The sequence below is a fragment of the Rhodobacter viridis genome (genome assembly GCF_003217355.1).
In the GTDB taxonomy this organism is placed as follows: Bacteria; Pseudomonadota; Alphaproteobacteria; order Rhodobacterales; family Rhodobacteraceae; genus Rhodobacter; species Rhodobacter viridis.
In genome coordinates, this window is sequence record NZ_QJTK01000009.1 from 86986 (window position 1) to 109604 (window position 22619).

23 protein-coding genes are annotated in these 22619 nt (G+C 65.9%); 8 read left to right on the forward strand and 15 right to left on the reverse strand.

The genetic code is table 11. From position 1 onward, the window contains the following. The 9 genes from pal to glpD all read right to left on the reverse strand — a co-directional run bounded on the left by pal (window position 1) and on the right by glpD (window position 8810). Window positions 1–522, reverse strand: coding sequence for a peptidoglycan-associated lipoprotein Pal (gene pal, locus C8J30_RS12245; protein WP_110806134.1), 522 nt, complete (start codon window positions 520–522; stop codon window positions 1–3). 79 nt (window positions 523–601) lie between these two features. Further along, window positions 602–1915 carry a Tol-Pal system beta propeller repeat protein TolB gene (gene tolB / locus C8J30_RS12250; RefSeq protein ID WP_110806135.1) on the reverse strand — a complete coding sequence of 438 codons (1314 nt, stop codon included), beginning with the start codon at window positions 1913–1915 and terminating at the stop codon, window positions 602–604. Between the two features lie 90 nt (window positions 1916–2005). Beyond that, window positions 2006–3331 (reverse strand): cell envelope biogenesis protein TolA, encoded by a 1326-nt coding sequence (locus C8J30_RS12255; protein WP_146227907.1) that lies wholly within the window; start codon window positions 3329–3331, stop codon window positions 2006–2008. An 8-nt stretch (window positions 3332–3339) separates the two neighbouring features. Further along, window positions 3340–3846, reverse strand: coding sequence for an ExbD/TolR family protein (locus tag C8J30_RS12260; protein WP_110806137.1), 507 nt, complete (start codon window positions 3844–3846; stop codon window positions 3340–3342). 3 nt (window positions 3847–3849) lie between these two features. Continuing rightward, window positions 3850–4545, reverse strand: coding sequence for a protein TolQ (gene tolQ, locus C8J30_RS12265; RefSeq protein WP_110806138.1), 696 nt, complete (start codon window positions 4543–4545; stop codon window positions 3850–3852). Window positions 4546–4668: 123 nt separating this feature from the next. Beyond that, complete coding sequence (ybgC, locus tag C8J30_RS12270; RefSeq protein WP_110806139.1) at window positions 4669–5070, reverse strand: tol-pal system-associated acyl-CoA thioesterase; 402 nt, start codon at window positions 5068–5070, stop codon at window positions 4669–4671. Beyond that, window positions 5067–5717, reverse strand: coding sequence for a hypothetical protein (locus C8J30_RS12275; RefSeq protein ID WP_245909802.1), 651 nt, complete (start codon window positions 5715–5717; stop codon window positions 5067–5069). The genes ybgC and C8J30_RS12275 overlap by 4 nt, the downstream gene beginning before the upstream one ends. A 58-nt stretch (window positions 5718–5775) precedes the next feature. Then, on the reverse strand, window positions 5776–7248 hold the full coding sequence (gene glpK / locus C8J30_RS12280) for a glycerol kinase GlpK (protein ID WP_110806140.1): 1473 nt from the start codon (window positions 7246–7248) through the stop codon (window positions 5776–5778). Beyond that, window positions 7245–8810, reverse strand: coding sequence for a glycerol-3-phosphate dehydrogenase (gene glpD, locus C8J30_RS12285; RefSeq protein ID WP_110806213.1), 1566 nt, complete (start codon window positions 8808–8810; stop codon window positions 7245–7247). The genes glpK and glpD overlap by 4 nt, the downstream gene beginning before the upstream one ends. Before the next feature lie 271 nt (window positions 8811–9081). Here glpD and ileS point away from each other — a divergent pair, with 271 nt between their 5' ends. Then, complete coding sequence (ileS, locus tag C8J30_RS12290) at window positions 9082–11979, forward strand: isoleucine--tRNA ligase (protein WP_110806214.1); 2898 nt, start codon at window positions 9082–9084, stop codon at window positions 11977–11979. A 211-nt stretch (window positions 11980–12190) separates the two neighbouring features. Then, window positions 12191–13030, forward strand: coding sequence for a DMT family transporter (locus C8J30_RS12295; protein ID WP_110806141.1), 840 nt, complete (start codon window positions 12191–12193; stop codon window positions 13028–13030). On the opposite strand, the gene C8J30_RS12300 is transcribed toward C8J30_RS12295, so the two are convergent. From C8J30_RS12300 to fsa, 5 genes are all read right to left on the reverse strand, one after another. Further along, window positions 13027–13725 (reverse strand): CDP-alcohol phosphatidyltransferase family protein, encoded by a 699-nt coding sequence (locus C8J30_RS12300; RefSeq protein ID WP_110806142.1) that lies wholly within the window; start codon window positions 13723–13725, stop codon window positions 13027–13029. The two genes, C8J30_RS12295 and C8J30_RS12300, sit on opposite strands and share 4 nt — an antisense overlap. Before the next feature lie 71 nt (window positions 13726–13796). Beyond that, window positions 13797–14426 (reverse strand): EF-hand domain-containing protein, encoded by a 630-nt coding sequence (locus C8J30_RS12305; protein ID WP_146227908.1) that lies wholly within the window; start codon window positions 14424–14426, stop codon window positions 13797–13799. A gap of 126 nt (window positions 14427–14552) precedes the next feature. After that, window positions 14553–15476, reverse strand: coding sequence for a tyrosine recombinase XerC (locus C8J30_RS12310; protein ID WP_110806144.1), 924 nt, complete (start codon window positions 15474–15476; stop codon window positions 14553–14555). After that, window positions 15476–16180: a DUF484 family protein gene (locus tag C8J30_RS12315; protein ID WP_110806145.1), complete on the reverse strand. Its 705-nt coding sequence runs from the start codon at window positions 16178–16180 to the stop codon at window positions 15476–15478. Before C8J30_RS12315 ends, C8J30_RS12310 begins: the two co-directional genes overlap by 1 nt. Window positions 16181–16305: 125 nt before the next feature. Further along, a complete protein-coding gene (gene fsa, locus C8J30_RS12320; RefSeq protein WP_110806146.1) occupies window positions 16306–16959 on the reverse strand; it encodes a fructose-6-phosphate aldolase in 654 nt (217 codons plus the stop codon). Window positions 16960–17165: 206 nt separating this feature from the next. On the opposite strand from fsa, the gene C8J30_RS12325 reads away from it, so the two are divergent. The 3 genes from C8J30_RS12325 (at window position 17166) to C8J30_RS12335 (ending at window position 20732) form a co-directional block, all read left to right on the forward strand. Next, window positions 17166–19349 carry a primosomal protein N' gene (locus C8J30_RS12325; protein ID WP_110806147.1) on the forward strand — a complete coding sequence of 728 codons (2184 nt, stop codon included), beginning with the start codon at window positions 17166–17168 and terminating at the stop codon, window positions 19347–19349. Window positions 19350–19412: 63 nt separating this feature from the next. After that, window positions 19413–20282: a 50S ribosomal protein L11 methyltransferase gene (locus C8J30_RS12330; RefSeq protein ID WP_110806148.1), complete on the forward strand. Its 870-nt coding sequence runs from the start codon at window positions 19413–19415 to the stop codon at window positions 20280–20282. Window positions 20283–20384: 102 nt separating this feature from the next. Beyond that, window positions 20385–20732, forward strand: a complete 348-nt coding sequence (locus tag C8J30_RS12335; RefSeq protein ID WP_110806149.1) for a hypothetical protein — start codon at window positions 20385–20387, stop codon at window positions 20730–20732. Between the two features lie 108 nt (window positions 20733–20840). Here the strand turns inward: C8J30_RS12335 and C8J30_RS12340 are convergent, their stop codons facing one another. Then, complete coding sequence (locus C8J30_RS12340; RefSeq protein WP_342767542.1) at window positions 20841–20978, reverse strand: DUF1127 domain-containing protein; 138 nt, start codon at window positions 20976–20978, stop codon at window positions 20841–20843. Between the two features lie 12 nt (window positions 20979–20990). Here C8J30_RS12340 and C8J30_RS18880 point away from each other — a divergent pair, with 12 nt between their 5' ends. The 3 genes from C8J30_RS18880 to ruvA all read left to right on the forward strand — a co-directional run bounded on the left by C8J30_RS18880 (window position 20991) and on the right by ruvA (window position 22583). Further along, the gene (locus C8J30_RS18880; RefSeq protein WP_220033723.1) at window positions 20991–21167 is read left to right on the forward strand and encodes a hypothetical protein; all 177 of its coding nucleotides are present in this window, start codon (window positions 20991–20993) and stop codon (window positions 21165–21167) included. 199 nt (window positions 21168–21366) lie between these two features. Further along, window positions 21367–21918 carry a crossover junction endodeoxyribonuclease RuvC gene (ruvC, locus tag C8J30_RS12345; RefSeq protein WP_110806151.1) on the forward strand — a complete coding sequence of 184 codons (552 nt, stop codon included), beginning with the start codon at window positions 21367–21369 and terminating at the stop codon, window positions 21916–21918. Next, the gene (ruvA, locus tag C8J30_RS12350; protein ID WP_110806152.1) at window positions 21915–22583 is read left to right on the forward strand and encodes a Holliday junction branch migration protein RuvA; all 669 of its coding nucleotides are present in this window, start codon (window positions 21915–21917) and stop codon (window positions 22581–22583) included. The genes ruvC and ruvA overlap by 4 nt, the downstream gene beginning before the upstream one ends. The last annotated feature ends 36 nt before the right edge of the window (window positions 22584–22619 follow it).

Here is a 22619-nt window from a genome sequence, read left to right on the forward strand (position 1 = left end):
TCAGCTCCCGGCGCCGACCGAGATCACGGTGACCGCGCGACGGTTCTGCGCGAAGCAGCTTTCCTCGGCGCAGGTCGCGATCGGGCGTTCCTTGCCGTAGGACACGGTGCGCAGACGGTTCGCGGGCACGCCCTGCGAGATCAGATATTGCTGCACCGAGCTGGCGCGACGGGCGCCAAGCGCGAGGTTGTATTCGCGCGTGCCCTGTTCGTCGGCATGGCCCTCGATGATCGCGGCATAGTTGCCGTGGCTCGACAGCCACTGCGCCTGACCCGACAGCGTCGCGCGGGCTTCGTCGGTCAGCGTCGACTGGTCGACGACGAAGTGGACCGTGTCACCGACCTTGCCCGAGAAATAGGCGGGCGAGTTCGGGTCGTTGATCGAGCCCTGCGACACGCCGCCCGCGTCGCCATAGGCGCCGCCCGGATCGACAACGCCGTTCGCGCCGTTCTTCGAGGGGTTGTTGCAAGCCGCGAGCGCCATCAGCGCAAGGCCCAGAACCGCTTTCGTTGCAAGATGCATGATGTACCGCCTTTTGTTGGTCGTGCCCGTTCGGGCACCGTATCAGGTTTGCCTGCGCTTGGGAATCAGGCCAGATCACTCAGGGAAGCAGCGGGCCCCAGGTCGGGTCCGAAGCCCCGCCCACGCCAGCCACCGCCTTCAGGTTGCGCCCGGTGATGTCCACGGTGAACATCTTCGCCGCGCCCGCGGCGCCGGGGCTTTCACGGGTGAACATGATCACGCGGCCGTTCGGCGACCAGGTCGGGCCTTCGTCCAGATACGAGGCCGTCAGGTCGCGTTCCTCCGAGCCGTCGGTGCGCATCACGCCGATGAAGAACCGCCCGCCCGATTGCTTGGTGAAGGCGATCAGATCACCGCGCGGCGACCAGACCGGCGTGCCGTAGCGGCCGTCGCCGTTCGAGATCCGCACCGGTTCGCCGCCGCTCGCCGACATCACATAGATCTGCTGCGAGCCCGAGCGGTCACTTTCGAACACGATCTGGCTGCCATCCGGGCTGTAGGAGGGCGCGGTTTCGATCGCGGGCGAATTGGTCAGCCGCTGCGAACCGCCGCCCGAAACCGACATGCTGTAAAGGTCGGTGTTGCCGTTCTGCTCGAGCGAATAGACGATCGAGCTGCCATCCGGCGAGAACCGCGGCGAGAAGGTCATCGTGCCGGGGGTTTCCGGCAGCAGCTTGCCCGAGGCATTGCCGACCGACATCATCTTGATCCGGGGGAAGCCGGTCTCGAAGGTGGTGTAAAGAATGCGATCCCCCTGCGGCGAGAACCGCGGCGCCAGCACGATCGCCGAGCTGTCGGTGAGGTAATTCACGTTCTCGCCGTCGTAATCCATGATGGCGAGACGCTTCTGGCGCTGATCCTTCGGACCGGATTCCGAAACATAGACGACGCGGCTGTCGAAATAGCCGGTTTCGCCGGTGATGCGCGAATAGATCACGTCGGCGACCTTGTGCGCGAGGCGGCGCCAGCTTTGCGACGAGGCCGCAAGCTGCTGGCCGTCGCCAAGCTGGGCGTTGCCGTAGACGTCGAACAGGCGGAATTTCACCACCACCTTGCCGCCCGACATGCCCACCGAGCCGACGATCAGCGCCTGCGCATTGATCGCCTGCCAGTCGGCATAGCTGACCGGGGTGTCGAAGCTGCCAAAGCGCTGGATATGCGCGCCCTCGGGGATTTCGCGGAAAAGCCCGGTGCCCGAGAGGTCATCGGCGATCACCCGGGTGATCTGGCTCGCCATGCTGCCCGCGCCCTCGTCCACGAAAGTGGGCAGCGCATAGGGCAAGGGCTCGATCACCCCCTCGTCGAGTTCGATATGCAGCGGCCCCTGCTGGGCCACAGCCATCCCCGTTGTCAGCATCATCGCCGCCGCCGCGGCCAAAATCCAACGCACCATGTTCCGTCCTCGTCCGGGCCTTGCGCCCTGTTCTATCCGTGTTTTCCGGGCGCCCGTCATCACAAGCGCCTGACCACCCGCGGTTTCCCGCTATTTCATCCGCATCTTCGAAGGATTGAAGACGATCTCGATCTGCTGCCACCAGCCGAATTTCTCGGCCGGAAGCGGGAAGCCATCCGAGCCACAGCGCACGATCGCGCGCCGGGCCGCTTCGAACGCCTGCCGGGCGGCCGCATCCGACCCGCCCGTGGCGCCGACCATCTTGATCGAGCTGACCACCGGCTTGCCGTTTTCCTGCATGTCGACCCGCACCGTCACCGTGGTCCGCATCGCCTCCGACGACAGCGCTCCGACGTTCCAGCACGCCTTCACATCGACGATCAGCGCCTCTTTCTCGCCCGCGGTCACCGGCGGCCCGTTCTTCGCGATGCCAAGCCCGCCCGTGCCGGTCTCTTCGCTGGCGGTATCGCCCCCCAGAGCTTCGGCCAGCGCATCGTTCACCGCATCAGAGCTGACCGGTTTCGACGAGGCAGGCTTGTCCGAGGCCTTCGAGGGCTTGTCGGATTTCGGTTTGTCAGACTTCGGCGTATCGGTCTTCGGCTTGTCGGCCGGTTTCTCGGCCGGCTTGTCTGCCGGTTTTTCTGCGGGCTTGTCAGCCGGTTTGTCCGCGACTTCGGCGGTCTGGGTCTCTTCCGGCGGCTTCACCGCGGGCTTGGCCGGTTTCTTCGGCGGCCGCGGCGAGGATTTCGGCGCCGAGGTGGTCTCTTCCTCGACGGGTTTCGTCTCCTCGGGCACGATCTCGGTGGAGGATTCCGGCGGCGCGGCCTCTTCCTTCGGCTTTTCGGGCTGCTCTTCGGGCTTTGCCGTTTCCGCGGGCTTCGTTTCCGGCTCGGCCAGATCCGACACCTGCGCATCGGGCGCGGGGGCGTCGGCCGGTTTCGGCGCGATGCGCTGCGCCGGTTTCGGCTGCGGCCGCGGCGAGAATTGCGGCGCCTCGGTGTCTTGCGGCTCTTCGACCGGCGGCATCATCGAGGGCGGAACCTCGGTCACCTCGGCGGGCGGCGTCGGCTCGGTCACGTCGGACATGTCCGGCGGCGGCTCGGGCTTGGCTTCGGGCGGCGTCGGCTGGTCTGGTTGCGGCTCCGGGGTCGGCGCCTCTTCGGCGGTCGGCTCCTCGGGTGCGGTCTCGGCGGGCGCCGCTTCGGGCTGCGCGGGCGCGGCAGAGCCCGCCTTCGGCGCGGCCGCCTGCATCGCCTCGAATTCCGCCTCGGAAATCATCCCGGCCGGTTTGATCTCGACCGGGTCGGTCGGCTCGGGCTTGAACCATGCCGTGCCGATGAGGGCCCAGAGGATCACCGCAAGGTGCAGTGCCGCCGAGACCCCCGTGCCGATCCGTTCCGCCCGATCCATGCGCATGGCGCGCCTCAGTTCCCTGTTTTCGCCGGGGTGCCCGTCTTCACCGACCCGCCGGTCAGCGTCGGCCCGCCCGGGTCGGTCACGAGGATGATGTTGGCAAAGCCACCGGCGTTCAGCGCGCCCATGACTTCGACGACACGCGAATAGGGGATGCCGCCATCGGCGCGCAGGAAGACCTTGTCACTGTCGCGCTCGGCCGAAATCGCCTTCAGCCGGTCGATCAGCTCCGGCTCGGGAACGGTCTCGTTCATCAGCGAGATCGTACCGTCGAGCTGCAGCGACACCGCGAGCGGCTCTTCCTGCTCGGTCGGCACCGCCTTGGCTGCGGTCTTCGGCAGTTCGAGCGGCACGCCCACGGTCATCATCGGCGCGGCCACCATGAAGATGATGAGCAGCACCAGCATCACGTCAACCATCGGCGTGACGTTGATTTCGGCCATCACGGCATGTTTGCCCTTGCCGCCCCGGCGCCGACGACCACCGCCGCCCGCCTTCTTCATCACCCCCGCGCCCATCGCTTACGCGTCCAGCTGGCGCGAGAGGATGGTCGAGAATTCGTCGGCAAAAGCCTCGTAGCCCGAGGAGATCTTGTCGGCGTCGGACGACAGCTTGTTGTAGAGCACGACGGCCGGGATAGCGGCGATCAGACCGATGGCGGTGGCGACGAGCGCCTCCGAGATCCCGGGGGCGACGACGGCCAGCGAGGTGTTTTGCGAAATCGCGATCTGCTCGAAGGCGACCTTGATCCCCCAGACCGTGCCGAAAAGCCCGATGAAGGGCGCGGTCGAGCCGACGGTGGCGAGGAAGGACAGACCCGAGTTCAGCGCTTCGCTTTCCTTGGCGATCGCCACATCCATCGAGCGCTCGATCCGGGCCTGCGCCCCGGCGATCAGCTCGCCGTCATGGCGATGGCTGCGCCGCCATTCCAGCATGCCCGCCGCAAAGATGCGCTGGCTTGCCCCGTCCGGGGCCGGTCCGATCTGGTCGAAAAGTTCGTCCAGCGGCTCGCCCGACCAGAAGGCGCGGTCGAAGGCATCGGCCTCGACGCGGGCGGCGCGGAACGAGATGAACTTGCGGACGATGATCGACCACGACCAGAAACTGGCCCCGATCAGGATGATCATCACGAATTTGACGGTCAGCGAGGCGCGCAGAAAAAGCGCAAGCAAGGAGAAATCCATCTCCTGCGCCATCGCAAGGGTTTGCTGGTCCATTGGTCACTGCTCTCATACGGGCCACGTTCTCGGGCCTCTTAACAGTGATTCTACCGGATATTGAGGGGTAACGCCATAACAACTGCGTCATTGTTGTGGCACAATTGCTGTCCTGCAGCGAAATCAATGCAGTTTCGGCGCGATCCTGGCCCGGATTTCGGCCGGAAGCCGCCCCGCAGCCCCGGTTTCGGTCAGACAGACCAGCGTTACCGTCGCGGTAAAAAGCTTGTCATCGCCGCGCCAGACCGCCTGTTCGACGACAATTCGCGCCCCGGTTTCGGTCAGAAGCTCGGTCGTCACCCGCAGCTCGTCATCGAATTTCGCCGGTTTCAGGTAATCCGCCTCGACCCGGCGCACGGCAAAGACGATGCCATGATTGCGTTTCAGCGCCACCTGATCCACGCCAAGGCTGCGCACCCATTCGGAGCGGCCGCGCTCGATGAACTTCAGGTAATTGGCGTAATAGACGATCCCGGCCAGATCGGTGTCTTCGTAATAGACGCGCAGTTTCAATTCGTGGCTCATGCCGCCCCTCCAAACCCGATCCGTGCCGAAAGCCGCAGCGCGTGACTTGCGTCCGTTGCCACCGCGGGCATCACCGGATCGTAGGCCGCCCGGATCACCGCCGCAATCTCGGGGCGGATCACCGCCACTCCCTTCGCCTCGGCCAGAGGCGGCTGGGCGGAAAAGGCGCGCTCGCCCCAGGTCAGGATCATCTGCACCGCCTGATTGAGCGCGATCGTCTCGGCGGGCACTTCATCGAGCGCCGCATCCATGCGGATGAAGCTGAAACAGGCGCGAATGGCGCCCGCATCGTCAAAGCGGAAAGTGCGGAACTGGTTCGCGCCCGCATCATCGAGCCGCGCGACGATGTCGGACAAGCCGTCGATCATCTGATCGAGGTTCGGCACCTCGAGCAGTTCCTGCCAGTCGCGGAAGAAGAAGATCATCAGATTGGCGCCGATCTCGGCATCGGTTTCGGCCATCTTCGCATTGGCGAGCACCACCACCGCCTCGGTCGCGCCCTTGACGATGGCGAGCGTCGCCGCATCGACACCAAAGACCACCGGCACGATCGGCCGCCCCCAGCGCGCAAAGCGGTAAGACCCGTCCGCCCGGGTGAAAAGCGCTGTGATCTCCTCGACTTTCGGCATCGTCGTCACATCGGTCATCAGCGCCCCCTCTTGCTGCCGTGCAGCAATCTAGGCGATCGGGCCGGGCTTGCAAAGCTCAGACCGCAAGCGCCGCCGCCACCGCGCGCTGCCAGCGCGCGCGTTTCGCCGCGCGGGTGGTCGCGTCCATCGCCGGGGTGAAGCGCCGATCCAGCGCCCAGCGCCGCGCGAAGATGTCGGGCGGCGGGCAGATCCCGGCCTGCAACCCGGCCAGATAGGCCGCGCCCAGCGCCGTCGTCTCGGCCACGACCGGACGATCGACCGGGGCGCCCAGAATGTCGGCCAGAAACTGCATCGTCCAGTCACTCGCCACCATGCCGCCGTCGACGCGCAGCACGCTGTCGCCCGCCGCCCCCCAATCGGCCCGCATCGCGTCGAGCAGATCGTTCGTCTGCAGCCCCACGCTTTCGAGCGCCGCCCGGGCGAATTCCGCAGGCCCCGAGTTGCGGGTCAGCCCGAAGATCGCGCCGCGGCAGTCCGGGCTCCAATAGGGCGCGCCGAGCCCGGTGAAGGCCGGCACCAGCACCAACCCCTGCGCGGGATCGGCGGCCTCGGCCAAGGCCTGCGTATCGGCGGCCCGCGCAATCAGGCCCAGCCCGTCGCGCAGCCATTGCACCACCGCCCCCGCAATGAAGATCGAGCCTTCGAGCGCATAGGTCGTCTCGCCGTTCAGCCGATAGGCGATGGTGGTGAGCAGCCGATTGCGCGAGACCACCCGTTCGGTCCCGGTGTTCAGAAGCGCGAAACAGCCGGTGCCATAGGTCGATTTCATCATCCCGGGCGCGAAACAGGCTTGGCCCACCGTCGCCGCCTGCTGATCGCCCGCGACCCCGGTGATCGGGATCGCGGCGCCGAACAGCGCGGGATCGGTCACACCGAAATCGGCCGCGCAATCCTTCACCCCGGGCAGCATCGTCCTCGGCACGCCGAGCGCGGCGCAGATCTCGGCATCCCAGTCATTGCGCCCGATATCGTAAAGCAGCGTCCGCGCCGCATTCGTCGCGTCGGTCGCGTGGACCTTGCCGCCCGTCAGCCGCCAGATCAGGAAGCTGTCGATGGTGCCGAAGGCGAGTTCGCCCCGTTCGGCCCGTTCCCGCGCGCCGGGAAGGGTGTCAAGCAACCACTTGACCTTGGTGCCCGAGAAATAGGGATCAAGCAGCAGCCCCGTGCGCTCGGTGATCCGCGCCTCCCAGCCCTCGGCCTTCAGGTGCGCGCAGATGTCGGCGGTGCGTCGATCCTGCCAGACGATCGCATTATGGATCGGCACGCCGGTGGCGCGGTCCCAGATCACCACCGTCTCGCGCTGGTTGGTGAGGCCCAGCGCCGCGACCGGCCCGGCCTGCGCCAGCGCCTCGCGGATCGTCGAGAGAACCGTGGCCCAGATCGCCTCGGGGTCATGTTCGACCCAGCCGGGCGCGGGGAAGATCTGCGGAAACTCGCGCTGCGCCGTCGCAAGCGGGCGCAGATCGGCATCAAAGACAATCGCCCGGGTCGAGGTCGTGCCCTGATCCAGCGCCAGAATCCGCGTCATCTGCCCGCCCTTTCCGCCATGAACACCTCCAGCGCCGCGATCTGATCGGCGCTCAGCCGCAGCCCCAGTTTCGTGCGCCGCCAGACCACATCCGCCGCGCGCCGCGCCCATTCGCGGTCCATCAGCCAGATCACCTCGGCCTCGCTCAGCCCGGCGCCGAAATCCCTGCCAAGATCGGCCTTGGACTTCGCCTCGCCCAGAACTGCAAAAGCCTCGGTGCCATAGGCGCGCGCCATCCGCCCCGCGCCCGCTTGACCGAGAAAAGGATAGCGCACCCGCAACCGCTCGATCAGCGCCTTCACCCCGGTTTCAAAGAAATCTCCCCCGGGCAGCGGCACCCGGGCGGTCCAGTCAGGGCCTAGACCAGGGTAATGGGGGGCCAGCTTCGCCAAGGCCGCCTCGGCGAGACGGCGATAGGTGGTGATCTTGCCGCCAAAGACATTGAGCAGCACCGGCCCGTCGGCCTTCAGATCGAGCACATAATCGCGGGAAGCCGCCGTGGCCGAACTCGCCCCGTCATCATAAAGCGGCCGCACCCCGGAATAGGACCAGACGACATCCTTGGCCGTCACCGGTTTCGCCAGATACTGCGAGACGAAGGCCAGAAGGTAATCGCGCTCGGCCTCGGAACAGGTCGCGGTTTCGGGGGTGGCGTCATGCGCGGCCTCGGTGGTGCCGATCAGCGAAAAATCCTGCTCATAGGGGATGATGAAGATGATCCGCCCGTCCGAGCCTTGCAGGAACAAGGCCCGGTCGTCGTCAAAGAGCTTGCGCGTCACGATATGACTGCCGCGCACCAGACGCACCTGCGCGGTCGATTTCGGCCCCTCGATCAGACCGAGCACCTCGCCCACCCAAGGCCCGGCGGCATTCACCAGCCCCCGCGCGTGGTGCGTGACCTTTCCATCTGGCCCCTCGGTCTCGATCCGCCAAAGGTCCCCGTCCCGCGCGGCACAGGTGACCCGGGTGCCCACAAGCACATTGGCCCCCCGCGCCGCGGCATCACGGGCATTCAGCACGACAAGCCGCGAATCCTCGACCCAGCAATCGGAATATTCCCACGCCAGATCAAAGCCCGGCTTCAAGGCCCGGCCGATCTTGTCCGTCGTCAGATCCAGCCGCCGCGTGCCCGGCAGGATCTTGCGCCCGCCCATGCTGTCGTAAAGAAAGAGCCCCAACCGCAACAGCCACGCCGGCCGCCTCCCCTTCATCCACGGGAACACAAGGTTCAACAGCCGACTGGTCGGCGTCGTCGTGTCGAACCTTATCCCTGCATGGACCGGCAGCACGAAGCGCAGCGGCCAAGAGATATGCGGCATCGCCACCAGAAGCGTCTCGCGCTCCTCCAAGGCCTCGCGCACCAAACGGAATTCGAAGAATTCAAGATAGCGCAGCCCGCCGTGAAAGAGCTTGGTCGAGGCCGAGGAGGTCCCCTGCGCCAGATCCCCCTGTTCGGCCAGCGTCACCGAAAGACCCCGCCCCGCCGCGTCGCGGGCGATGCCGCAGCCGTTCACCCCCCCGCCGATGATGAAGAGATCGACGACCCCGGGTTGATCGCTCACGACTGCCTCCTGCGCTTTTGACCCGATGATGGGCTTTTCGCGCGGTTTGGCAAGCGATGACGCAGCTTCCCGGGGGCCTTCGCGCTTGCCCGCCCCCATCCCCGCGCCTATAACGCCGCCATGACCGGGCTTTGCTTCATACATCGAATTACCGGCCCGGCGCTCTGACGCGTCAGGGTTGCCGGGAGACGTTGCAAAGCCCCGGGCACGGAGGTGCCCAGTTCAGATGCCGGGCGCGCAGGCGCCCCCCTCAGCCAGACATGGATGCATGATGAGCGCCGACACGCCCGAAACTACCGTCGATTACCGCGACACCGTCTTTCTGCCCGAAACCGACTTTCCGATGCGCGCGAACCTTCCGGGGCGCGAACCCGACTGGCTGGCCCGCTGGGCGCGGATCGGCGTCTATGACCGGCTGCGCGAGAAAACCGGCCGGGCGCCCTTCGTGCTGCATGACGGCCCTCCCTATGCGAACGGGCATTTGCACATCGGCCATGCGCTGAACAAGATCCTGAAAGACTTCATCGTCCGCAGCCAGCAGATGATGGGCCGCGATGCCCGCTATGTGCCGGGCTGGGATTGCCACGGCCTGCCGATCGAATGGAAGATCGAGGAACAATACCGCGCCAAGGGCCTGAACAAGGACGACGTGGATACCGTCGCCTTCCGTCAGGAGTGCCGCCGCTTCGCCGAGGGCTGGATCGACATCCAGCGCGAGGAATTCAAGCGTCTGGGCGTCACCGGCAAATGGGAACGCCCCTACCTGACGATGGATTTCCACGCCGAAGCCGTGATCGCCGAAGAGTTCATGAAACTCCTGATGAACGGCTCGCTTTATCAGGGCTCGAAGCCGGTGATGTGGTCGCCTGTTGAAAAGACGGCCCTCGCCGAGGCCGAGGTCGAATATCACGACCACACCAGCCATACGATCTGGGTGCGGTTCAAACCGGGGACCGGGCTTGATGGCGCCTCTGTGGTGATCTGGACCACGACGCCCTGGACGATCCCGCAAAACCGCGCCGTGGCCTATGGCCCGGGCATCGCCTACGGGCTTTACCGCGTCGACGCCGCGGCCGAGAACGCCACAGCAGTTGTGGGCGAAAAGCTGGTGCTTGCCGATGTGCTGGCACAGGGCGTGATGACTTCGGCCAAGGTCGAGGGCTTCACCCGTCTGCGCGACGTGGCAACCTCGGAATTCGAGGGCGTGATCCTGCGCCACCCCTATGCGGGCATCGAAAACGGCAACGGCGAATGGGATTACCCCGTGCCGATGCTGCCGGGCGATCACGTCACCGACGACGCCGGGACCGGCTTTGTCCATACGGCCCCCAGCCACGGCGATGACGACTATCAACTGGGCCTGAAATTCGGCCTGCCGATGACCTACAACGTCGAGCCGGACGGCAGCTATCGTGCCACCCTGCCCGTCTTCGGCGGCCAGCCGATCATCCTGCCCGACGGCAAGGAAGGCCCGGCGAATGTCAGCAACATCAAGGCGCTGCATGCGCAAGGGGCGCTGCTGGCCAAGGGCAAGCTCAAGCACTCCTACCCGCATTCGTGGCGCTCGAAGGCGCCCTTGATCTTCCGCAACACGCCGCAATGGTTTGCCGCCATCGACGTGACGCTGAAGGACGGCATGGGCACCTATGGCGACACGATCCGCGCCCGCGCGCTGAAATCCATCGATACGCTGGTGCAATGGACCCCGCCGACGGGCCGCAACCGGCTTTATTCGATGATCGAGGCGCGGCCCGACTGGGTGCTGTCGCGTCAACGCGCCTGGGGCGTGCCGCTCACTTGCTTCACCAAGAAAGGCGCGCAACCGACCGACCCGGATTTCCTGCTGCGCAACCCCGAGGTGAACGCCCGCATCTCGGCGGCCTTCGAGGCCGAGGGCGCCGATGTCTGGTATACCGAGGGCTTCAAGGAGAAGGTGCTGGCAGGCATCGTCAACCCCGAAGACTACACGCAGGTCTTCGACGTGCTCGACGTGTGGTTCGATAGCGGCTCGACCCATGCCTTCGTGCTGCGCGACCGCGAGGATGGCACGGCGGACGGCATCGCCGATCTTTACCTCGAGGGCACCGACCAGCACCGCGGCTGGTTCCATTCCTCGATGCTGCAGGCCTGCGCCACCAAGGGCCGCGCCCCCTATCGCGGCGTGCTGACCCACGGCTTCACGCTCGACGAAAAGGGCATGAAGATGTCGAAATCGCTCGGCAATACCGTGGCCCCGGCGGATGTGATCAAGGATTACGGCGCCGACATCCTGCGGCTCTGGGTGGCGCAATCGGATTACACCGTCGATCTGCGCATCGGGAAGGAAATCCTGAAAGGCACCGCCGACAGCTACCGCCGCCTGCGCAACACCCTGCGCTTCATGCTCGGCGCGCTTTCCGGCTTTGACGCCTCCGAGCGGGTCGAACCGGCCGAGATGCCGGAGCTTGAACGGTGGGTGCTGCACCGTCTGGCCGAACTCGACACCACCGTGCGCGAGGGCTATGCGGCTTACGACTTCCAAGGCGTGTTCCAGACCCTGTTCACCTTCTGCACGGTGGATCTCTCGGCCTTCTGGTTCGACATCCGCAAGGACGCGCTTTACTGCGACGCCCCCAGCAGCCTGCGCCGCCGCGCCGCGCGCACGGTGATGGATGACCTCTTCCAGCGCCTGACGAAATGGCTCGCGCCGATGCTGCCCTTCACGATGGAAGACGTCTGGCTGAGCCGCTTCCCGGGCGAGGCGAATTCGGTCCATCTGGAGGACTTCACCGCCACCCCGTCCGAGTGGCTGAACCCGGATCTGGCCGCGAAATGGGACGGCATCCGCAAGGCCCGTCGCGTCGTGACCGCCGCGCTCGAGGTGCAACGCACCGCCAAGGTGATCGGCGCCAGCCTCGAAGCCGCGCCGGTGGTGCATGTCGAAGACACCGCGCTCGAAGCCGCGCTGAAATCGGTCGACTTCGCCGATATCTGCATCACCTCGGACCTGAGCCTGAGCACCGACCCGGCCCCCGCCGAGGCGTTCCGCCTGCCCGAAGTGCCGGGCATCGCCGTTCTTTTCGAGGCGGCCGAAGGCGAGAAATGCGAGCGCTGCTGGAAGATCCTGCCCGATGTCGGCAGCCACAAGCACGCCTGCACCTGCGCGCGCTGCAATTCCGTGCTGGGCTGAGCCTCGACACCACCGATCCACAAATAGGGCGCCTTCGGGCGCCCTTTTCATCTCGCGCAAGGGCGTATTTGAGCCAAGGAAAAGCAGCCTCCCTTTATCTTGCCAAAAATATCTCGGGGGGAGTCCGCTTGCGGACGGGGGGCAGAGCCCCCCTTGCCCCGCCCTGAGCCCCTCGCTACCGATGGGCGGGGCGTGACCAAAGGGAGCCGCGATGAGCCTTTCCATTCTTCTCGCGGTGCTGGCCGCCGCCTTCCTGCATGCGCTCTGGAATGCGCTGCTGCGCTTTGGCGGATCAAAAATCCGCGCCATGGTGATGCTGAGTTACATGGAGGCCGCCGTCGGTCTGGCCATCGCGCTCTCGCGCCCCTGGCCCGAGGTGGCAGCATGGAAATGGGTCGCCGCGGCAAGCTGCGTACATTTCTTCTACAAGTATTTCCTCGCCCATGCCTATGAGCAGGGCGATCTGAGCCGGGTCTATCCGATCGCGCGCGGCACGGCGCCGATGATGGTGGCGATCGTCTCGGCGCTCTTCGCGCTCGATACGATCGCGCCGCTCGGCTATGTGGGCATCGGCGTGCTGGGGCTGGGCATCCTCTTCATGGCGCGGGGCGTTTTCACCGATGGCGAGAGCCGCCGGCTGCTGCCCTTTGCCTTCGGCTCGGCCTGCGCCACCGCGACCTATACGCTGACCGACGGGCTTGGCGCGCGCGTTGCGGGCGATGCGGCGGGCTATGTCGGCTGGCTGATGGTGGGGGGCGGGCTGCTCTTTGGTCTGGTGATGACCTTCAGTCGGCCGAAGGGCTTCATCACCATCGCGCCCCTGAAGGATTGGGGCATGGCGGCGGCGGGGGCGGCGGCCTCTTATGGCGCCTATGCGATCTCGATCTGGGCGATGACCAAGGCGCCGATCGCGCTGGTGGCGGCGACGCGCGAAACCGCGATCCTGTTTGCCGTGCTGATCGGATGGCTCGCCTTTGGCGAAAAGATGACGCGCTCGAAGGCCACGGCCGCGGTGCTGATCGTCGCGGGGGTCGCGCTGACCCGGCTTTAGTCGGGATGGCGCGAGGGGATGATCTGCTGGGCGATGCCCGCGAACATCAGATAAACCGAGGTCACGACCAGACCCCAATGCGCCCAGGAGCCTTCCTCGAAATTCACCCAGGCCGCGCGGGCCGCGAAGATCGTCCAGAGAAGCGCCATCGTCAGCGACAGCGGTCGCCAGCGCACCGTGCGGGTCGGGTGGATGAACTTCAGCGGGAAGAACATCGCCACGGCCAGCGCCAGAACCACGGCCAGGGTCACCCAATACGACGGCCAGATCGCGAACAGCACCAGCACCACCATGTTCCAGCAGGCGGGAAAGCCGGAAAACGAGCAGTCCTTCGTCTTCATCCGCGTATCGGCGAAATAGATCACCGAGGTGTAGATGATCGCGATGATCGCCAGCCACCCGGTCCAACCCGGAAGCAGCCCCGACTTGAACAAGGCATAGGCCGGAATGAAGACATAGGTCAGATAGTCGACGATCAGGTCCATCAGCACGCCGTCATGCGTCGGCCAGTTGTGCTTGGTGTCGAACTTCCGCGCCAGCGGCCCGTCGACGCCATCCACGATCAGCGCCACGACCAGCCACAGGAACATCAGCGCCCATTTTTCCTCGACCGCCGCGAGCATCGCCAACATCGACAACACCGCGCCGGTGGCGGTCAGCAGGTGAACGGAGAGGGCCTTGAAACGAATGTCCATACGCCCTTCCTGCCCTAATCCTGCAAGGGGTGCAAGACGGGCCGGGGGCATAAACCCGGCCCGCCCCGTGGTCACGATGTCGCTTGCGCGACCGCCTGCAAGAGCGACATGAACTGGTTCGCCGTGTCGCGGTTGATCGTCACCTGATCCGAGGAACTGCTTTCCGAGGTCATCGCCGCAAAGAGCGACTCGTAAAGCGATTGCACCGAGGAGGTCGAACTGCTCGTGGTGGTCGAGTCATCGTCGCTGTCCGAGCTGCTCTCCGAACCCGGCGGCGGACCCGAAGGCGGCGGGCCGGGGGGTGGCCCCGACATGCCCTGCGGCCCCCCCGCAGCGCCGGACGTCATCGAGTCTTCCGCCGCAGTCAGCTCGGTCTCGGTCAGCTTGCCGTCACCATCGGTGTCGATCGTGCTGAATTGCGACGACAGCAGATCGGACACCGGGCTCGCGTCGATTTCCGCCTGCGACAGGGTGCCGTCGCCGTCGGCATCGTCATTCGCGGCCAGCGCCTCGAACAGCGACCGGCTGTCTGCCCCACCCGAGGCCGAAGCCGGCGGCGGAGGGGGCGGGGGCGGCGAACCGCCGGTGGCAAAGCTCGACGAGGTCGATGAGGTCGTCTTCGAAGAGGAACTGCCCGACGCTTGTTGCAGCAATGCCAGCGCGGCAGTGCTCGAGTACCCGGACAGGGAGGTCACGCTCATCATACGATCCTTTCTGGATGACAACGTGCCCCGACGCTGCTCCCGGACGATGAACGAAGCCTTACTTACCCCCTAAACCTTCGCTTATAACCGCTTGGATTGTAACGGCTTCGCGGGGTTTATGGCTCAGGCGCGGGGGTGAGCCGCCTGATAGACCTGCATCAGACGCGCCTGATCGACGGCGGTGTAAACCTGAGTCGTCGCAAGGCTCGCATGGCCCAGCAATTCCTGGATCGCGCGCAGATCGCCGCCTTCGGCCAGAAGATGCGTGGCAAAACTGTGCCTGAGCGCATGCGGCGTCGCCGTGGCCGGCAGACCAAGACCCAGCCGCGCCCGTTCCATCGACTTCGCGACCAGCCGCGGATTGAGCGGACCGCCCCGCGCACCGCGGAACAGCGGCTCGTAGCGCGAGGTCGGGAACGGGCAGAGCCGCAGATAATCCTCGACCGCCTTGCGCGCCGCCGGAAGCACCGGCACCAGACGCTCCTTGTCGCCCTTGCCGCGGATCCGCAGCACCTCCGGCAAGGGCGCATCCGAGCCTTTCAGCGCCAGAGCCTCGGACACCCGGAGCCCGCAGCCATACATCAACGTCATCACCGCCGAGTCGCGGGCCGCGATCCAGGGCTCCTGCGCCTGCGATTCGACCTGCTCGATCACCTCGACCGCAGCCTCGACGCTGAGCGGGCGGGGCAGCTTGCGCTGATATTTCGGCGCCTTGGCCGACAGCACATGGGTGGCGTCGACGCCTTCGCGCGCCGCGAGCCAGCGGATGAAGTTCTTCACCGCCGAAAGCGCCCGCGCCAGCGAGCGGCTCGACAGGCCGCGCGTGCGTTCATGCGCCATCCAGGCCCGCATGTCGGACTGGCCAAGACCGGCCAGCTGGGCGACACCCAAGCTTTCGCCCCGATGCCGATGGACAAAGGCCAGAAATCCGGCCACGTCGGAACTGTAGGCCGTCAACGTGTGACTGGCCGCCCCGTCGATCGCCCGCAAGTGACTGATCCACAGGGCCATCGCCGTCCGTGCGGCGGGCGAGACCCCCATCGACATCAGTTCAGCCAGCGACGCATGCCGCGCTCGAACACGCCTGCGAAGAAGGCCAGCAGGTCGGTGCCCTGCGAGGGCTTGAATTGATGCGGGTCTTCGGCGCCCATCACCAGCATGCCGGGCAGACGCCCCTCGCCCAGATCCAGACGCATCAGCGCCTCGGAGCGGATCCAGCTCGCGGCCTCGCCATAGATCGCCTCGGAATGCGGCAGGGTCTGGCGCAGCACCACCGGGCGCACCTGCCCGCCACGACCGGCGCGCATGTATTCCTGGATGAAGCCGGGCTCGGCCACACAGAGCACGTCGCCCAGACGGCGCAGCGCCGGGTCATTCTCGTCCTGCAGCGTTTCCAGCACCAGCTTGACGCTGTCGACCCGCAGGATCTCGGCCACTTCGGAGCCGAGGTTTTTCAGGAAGCTCTCGAAATCCACCGGATCGAGCATGCGCAGCACGGCGCGGTGGATCTGGTTCGTCCCCGAGAGATTCTCGTAGGCCGCGGCGATCACCGAGCGGTGGGTGTCCTCGAGCCGGTCAAGGCGGCGTTCCAGCCGCTCCATCGCCACACCGCGCAGGTCGACGATATTGGCGCCCATGGCGCGTTCGTTCGCGGTGATCAGCGCCCGCATCAGATCGCGATCCTCAAGGATCACGTCGGGGTCGGAGATGATCTTGTCGCGCAGTTCAGGTGCAAAAGCCGTGTCGGTCATGCCAGCCTCTCGTAAGCGGGTTATGTGGAAATTGACACAGATTCTGGTTAAATGCAGGTTAAATTTGTTAACAATAATAAGAGACCCGCCGAAATCGGCGGGCCGTCGCCTTCAGATCACAGGTTTCAGACGATCGACTGACCGGTTTTCGCCCAGTCCTTCAGGAACTGCTCCAGCCCCTTGTCGGTCAGCGGGTGGTTCGCCATCGCCTTGATCACCGAGGGCGGCGCGGTGATGACATCGGCGCCGATCCGGGCCACGTCGGTGATATGGTTGACCGAGCGGATCGAGGCGGCGAGGATCTCGGTCTTGAAGCCGTAGTTGTCATAGATGGTGCGGATGTCCTCGATCAGCTGCACACCATCGAGGTTGATGTCGTCGAGCCGGCCGATGAAGGGCGAGATGAAGGTGGCGCCCGCCTTGGCCGCAAGGATCGCCTGCGCGGCCGAGAAGCACAGAGTGACGTTGACCATGTGGCCTTCCGATGCGAAAGCCTTGCAGGCGGTGAGGCCGGCCCAGGTCAGCGGCACCTTGATGGCGATGTTGGAGGCGATCTTGGCCAGTTTCAGCCCTTCGGCGATCATGTCCTTCGCTTCGGTCGCCACCACCTCGGCCGAGACCGGACCCGCAACCATGTCGCAGATTTCCTTCGTCACTTCGAGGATGTCGCGGCCCGATTTCAGGATCAGCGACGGGTTGGTGGTGACACCATCGACCATGCCGAGGTCGTTCAGCTCCTTGATGGCTGACACATCGGCGGTATCGACGAAGAATTTCATGAGGGGCCTCCTGCGTTCTGTCTGGCCGCGATTTAGCGCAAACAGCGGGCAATTGCGAGAGCGGAATCAGGGGCAAAGGGGGGCTTGCCGCCCCCCTCGGCCTGACGGCCTCTCCCCCCGCGCGTATTTGAACCAAGAAGAAGCCCTCCCGTTTCTTCTTGGCCCAAATACGCCCGCCGGAGGCGTTGCGGGGCGCGAGGCCGGGCATGTCTGAGCCGGGGTTCTTTCCCGAAGGCGCCCGGGTCTCGGTCCTGACCGCGGAACCGATCGGCAAGCCGCTCGACTATCTGGCGCCGGAGGGCGGCTGTTTTCCGGGTGCCTTCGTCGAGGTGCCACTCGGGCCGCGCCGGGTCGTCGGCGTCGTCTGGGGCGCGGGCGACGGGCGGTTCGAGGCGGGCAAGCTGCGGGCGGTGTCGCGCGTGCTGGACGTCCCGCCGATGCGGGCGGAGCTGCAGGAGTTCCTGATCCGCATGGGCAGCTACACGATGACCTCGCTCCCCGGGGTTTTGCGGCTGGCGACACGCACGCCGGGGCTGTTCGATCCGCCCGGCGCGCGGCGGATCTATCGGCTGGGCACGGCGGTACCGGGCAAGCTGACCGAGGCGCGGGAAAAGGTTCTGGCCGTGCTACGCGATCACGGCGGCGCGGGGTTTTATCTGACGGAACTCGCGCAGCTTGCAGGCGTCACGCCGCAGGTTGTGAAGGGGCTGGTGAAGCTTGGCGCCATCGAGGAGGCCGAACAGCCGCGCGATCTGCCCTTGCCGCGGCTCGATTTCACCCTGCCGGGCAAGGCGCTGTCCGAGGATCAGGCCACTGCGGCCGCGGCGCTGAAGGGCGAGGGCTTTGGCGTGACGCTGCTCAAGGGCGTCACCGGCTCGGGCAAGACCGAGGTTTATCTCGAAGCCGTCGCGGAGTGTCTGCGCCGGGGGCGGCAGGCTTTGGTGCTGCTGCCGGAAATCGCGCTGACCTCCGAATTTCTCTCGCGGGTCGAGGCGCGGTTTGGCGCCCGGCCCGGCGAATGGCATTCGGGCGTGACCGAGGCCGAACGGCGCAGGCTCTGGCGCATGGTGGCGACGGGCGGCGCGCAGATGGTCGTCGGCGCCCGCTCGGCGCTGTTCCTGCCGTTTCAGGATCTGGGCCTGATCGTCGTCGATGAGGAACACGACACCTCCTACAAGCAGGAGGAGGGTGCGCTTTACAATGCCCGCGACATGGCCGTGCTGCGGGCCTCGCTCGCCGGGTCGCAGGTGGTGCTGGCCTCGGCCACGCCCAGCCTTGAAAGCTGGGTCAATGCCGCCTCGGGCAAATACCGCCGCATCGATCTGGCCGCGCGCTTTGGCGCTTCGGAGCTGCCCGAGATGCGCAGCATCGACATGCGCGAGGAACGCATCGAATCGGTGCACTGGATCTCGCCCAGCCTTGTCGGCGCGGTGGTTTCGACGCTGTCGCGGGGCGAACAGGCGATGCTGTTCCTGAACCGGCGCGGCTATGCCCCGGTCACGCTCTGCCGCGCCTGCGGGCAACAGATCGGCTGCGATCACTGCGACGCGCGGATGGTCGAGCATCGCTTCCTCAAGCGCCTCGTCTGCCATCAATGCGGCGAGACGAAACCCATTCCCACCACCTGCCCCGCCTGCGGGGTCGAGGGCAAGCTGGCCCCCGTCGGCCCCGGTGTCGAGCGGCTGGCCGAGGAAGTGGCAGAACGCTTCCCCACGGCGCGGGTGGCGGTGCTGTCCTCGGACCTCTTCGGCTCGGCGCGGGCCCTGAAAGAGGCGGTGGAGAGCATTGCCAAAGGCGGCGCCGACATCATCATCGGCACGCAGATCGTCGCCAAGGGGCACAACTTTCCGCTGCTCACCTTGGTCGGGGTGATCGATGCAGACCTTGGCCTGCAAGGCTCGGACCTGCGTGCGGCGGAACGCACCTTTCAGCTGATGCGGCAGGTGGCAGGCCGGGCCGGGCGCGCGGAAAAGCCCGGGCTGGCGCTTTTGCAGACCTATCAACCCGAGCATCCGGTGATCCGCGCGATTCTGGGCGGCGACGAGGAAGCCTTCTGGAAGGCCGAGGCCGAGGGGCGCAAGGCAGCGGGTGTGCCGCCCTTTGGCCGGATGGCGGGGATCATCCTGTCAGGCGCCGAGATCGAGCCGCTTTTCGCCTATGGCAATGACCTCGCTCAGCATGACGGCCCGCTGCGCCGGATCGGCGCGCAACTTTTCGGCCCCGCCCCTGCGCCCATCGCGCGGGTTCGCGGCCGGCACCGGGTCCGCCTCTTGATCCGCGCCGACAAGACCGCGCCGCTGCAACAGGCGATCAGGGCCTGGCTGCGCGGCGTGAAGCAGCCCAATTCCGTGCGCCTTGCCATCGACATCGACCCGCAGAGCTTCCTCTAACCTTGTTTCGATTGACCCCCCGCCCCTTTCGCGCCATTGGGGGCGAAACCAACGGAGCCCGCCATGACCACCTTCACCGCCTTCGCCGTTCTGTCCGACCGCGACCTTGCCGATGATCTGGCCGAGCGGCTCGAAGACCTGGACCCCGGCCCCTATGGCGTCGGCGTCTTCGAGATCGAGGACGGCTCGGGCAATTTCGAGGTCGGCGCCTATTTCCTCGAGCGCCCGAATGAGATCGTGCTCGACCTGCTGGCGGCGGCCTATGGCGCCACCGGCTTCGTCGTCTCGGAACTGCCGGAAACCGACTGGGTGGCGCATGTGAAACGCGAACTGGCCCCGGTCGTCGCCGGGCGGTTCTTCGTCCATGGCAGCCATGATGCCGACAAGGTGCCCTCTGGAACGATCCCGCTGGTGATCGACGCGGCGATGGCCTTCGGCACCGGCCATCACGGCACGACGCTCGGCTGTCTGACCGCGCTCGACCGGCTGGCGGGCGAAGGCTTCCATCCGCGCAAGACCGTCGATATCGGCTGCGGCACCGCCGTGCTGGCGATGGCCGCCGCGAAACTCTGGCCCGAGACGGTGCTGGCCTCCGACATCGACCCGGTCGCGGTTGAAACCGCCGCCGCCAATGTCACCGGCAACGATCTGGCGGGCCGGGTGATCTGCTTGCAGGCGGCGGGGTTCAACCATCCGGACCTGCAAGCCGCCGCGCCCTTCGACCTTATTTTCGCCAATATTCTGAAAGGGCCGCTGATCACGCTCGCCCCCGACATGGGGCGGCTTTGCGCCGAATCGGGCCTTGTTATCTTGTCCGGAATCCTGATCGAGCAGGGCGACGAAGTGATCGCGGCCTATGAAGCCCAGAATTTCCGTCTCGTCTCTCGCAACAATTACGGCGACTGGACGACATTGGTTCTTTCAAGGAACTGATCCCCGGAAAGCTTTCTCGCCGGATCGCAGAAACTCGGGCATAGTTGTTAATCAGTCGTTAGGGATTTTTTCCCGCGACCGGTTTTCGATGTGGAGCCTGTCATGCGTAATTCGGTTCACTCTGACTTTGAACGCCGCCTGGCGCGGATTGACCGGATTCATGCCGCGGGGGGCGCTTTCGAAGCGACCGGGGCGCTTGGCCGCGCTTATTTCGACAGCCACCGCCCGAAGGGGCGCCGCCGCTTTCCGTGGCGCGCTGTGGCGATGGTCCTGCTGGGGATGCTGCTGTTCAAGGCGGCGATCCTCGCGCAGATCGGCCCGGAAACCTATGCCCATCGGGTCGAGACCCTGGCCGCGGGAACGACCGTGGAACGGGTCGGCTCTTGGGTGCTGCGCGCCGATGCGCCCACCCAATTCATCGCCGCGCAACTGCACGCCATTCTTTACTGAGACTTTCGCCCGGCACATTCGGACGGCGCTTATAATCAGGACGCATTTCAGACAGCAAAAAGCCGCGCAGCGCCCTGCGCGGCTTTTTTGTTTTGCGTCCCTGTCGGCTCAGCGGCCGATGCAGTCGATATCCGACCGCGTCAGGCCGATATCGTTCAGTTCCCGGTCGCTCAGCCGCGCAAGCGCCCGGCGCGTCAGCCGGGCGTCATTCCACAGCGTCATCGCGTCGAGAAGGCGTGCAAACATCCCGGCCCGGCCATGGCGGGCGGAGAGGGCGAGGGTGTCGAGGGCGGACATGATGCGGTTCCTTTATATTCTGCTGTTTTGCTGGGCGTTTCGCCGTTGATTGGGCAGTTAATCAAGGCAGAATGCGAAAACAAGCGCAGCACGATCAGCCCCGCCATGCAGTTTCTGCATGGCTTTTTCAGCCGCTGACGGCGTCGTGAGCGGCTTCGGCATTTTGCCGCCCGGCTTCGGCATTCTGCTGACGCATTCGGCTGCGAAGTGTCGCTTTGCGCCGTTTCGCAGCCGTTCCGACCTCAGGCGGTTACAGGACTGTAACGCTTTGCGCTTTCCGATGTTCTGCTTTTGTGCTAAATGCGGAAAAAATGCCACAGGCAAAAAGGGCAGTCACATGCGGGTGATCGGGATCGATCCGGGGTTACGCAACCTCGGTTGGGGGGTGATCGAGGTCGACGGGTCCCGTTTGCGCCACATCGCGAATGGAATCATCCACTCGGCCGGCGAGGATCTGGCGAAGCGCCTTGTCGTGCTGCACGCAGGCCTGACCGAGGTGATCGCGACACATCAGCCCGAGGCGGCGGCGGTCGAGCAGACCTTCGTCAACAAGGACGCGGTGGCGACGCTGAAACTAGGGCAGGCCCGCGGGATCGCGCTGCTGGTGCCTGCGCAGGCCGGGCTCGAGATCGGGGAATATGCCCCCAATGGGGTGAAAAAGGCGGTCGTCGGCGTCGGCCATGCCGATAAGGCGCAGGTGCAGCACATGGTCCGCCACCAGCTGCCCGGAGTCACCTTCGACGGCCCCGATGCCGCCGATGCGCTTGCCGTCGCGATCTGCCACGCGCATCACCTGCAATCCGCCCGCCGGGCCTCGGCGGCGATGCTGGGCCGCGGCGCGCTCGAAATCACCGCCGGACAGGCCCGGATCCGGAGGGCGGGCGCATGATCGGACGCATCGCCGGGGTGATCCTGCACCGCGCCATGGACCATGTGCTGATCGACGTGCGCGGCGTCGGCTATATCGTCCATGTCTCCTCCCGCACCGCAGCGAACCTGCCCCCGGTGGGCGAGGCCTGCGCGCTTTACACCGAACTTCTGGTGCGCGAAGACCTGCTGCAGCTCTTCGGCTTCCCGACGCTGATCGAAAAGGAATGGCACCGGCTGCTCACCTCGGTGCAGGGGATCGGCGCGAAGGCTGCGCTCGCGATCCTCGGCACGCTTGGCCCCGATGGCGTCTCCCGTGCCCTCGCCCTTGGCGACTGGAACGCGATCAAGGCCGCCCCCGGGGTCGGCCCGAAACTGGCGCAACGCGTGGTGATGGAGCTGAAGGACAAGGCGCCGACCGTGATGGCGATGGGCGGCACGCTGACGGTTGACACCGCCCCCTCGGACGAGGTGATCGAGACCGCGCCGAAGCCGGTAAAGCGCCCTGCCCCCGCCGCAACTCGGCAAGTGAACTTCACCGCCGAGGCGCTCTCGGCCCTGACGAACCTCGGCTATTCCCCCTCGGACGCCGCCACCGCCGTCGCCAAGGCCAGCGAAAACCCCGAGGCCACCGACACGGCAAAACTGATCCGCACCGCCCTGCGCCTCCTCGCCCCAAAGGACTAGCCTTTTCATCTTGCCTCAAATACCTCGGGGGTGTGG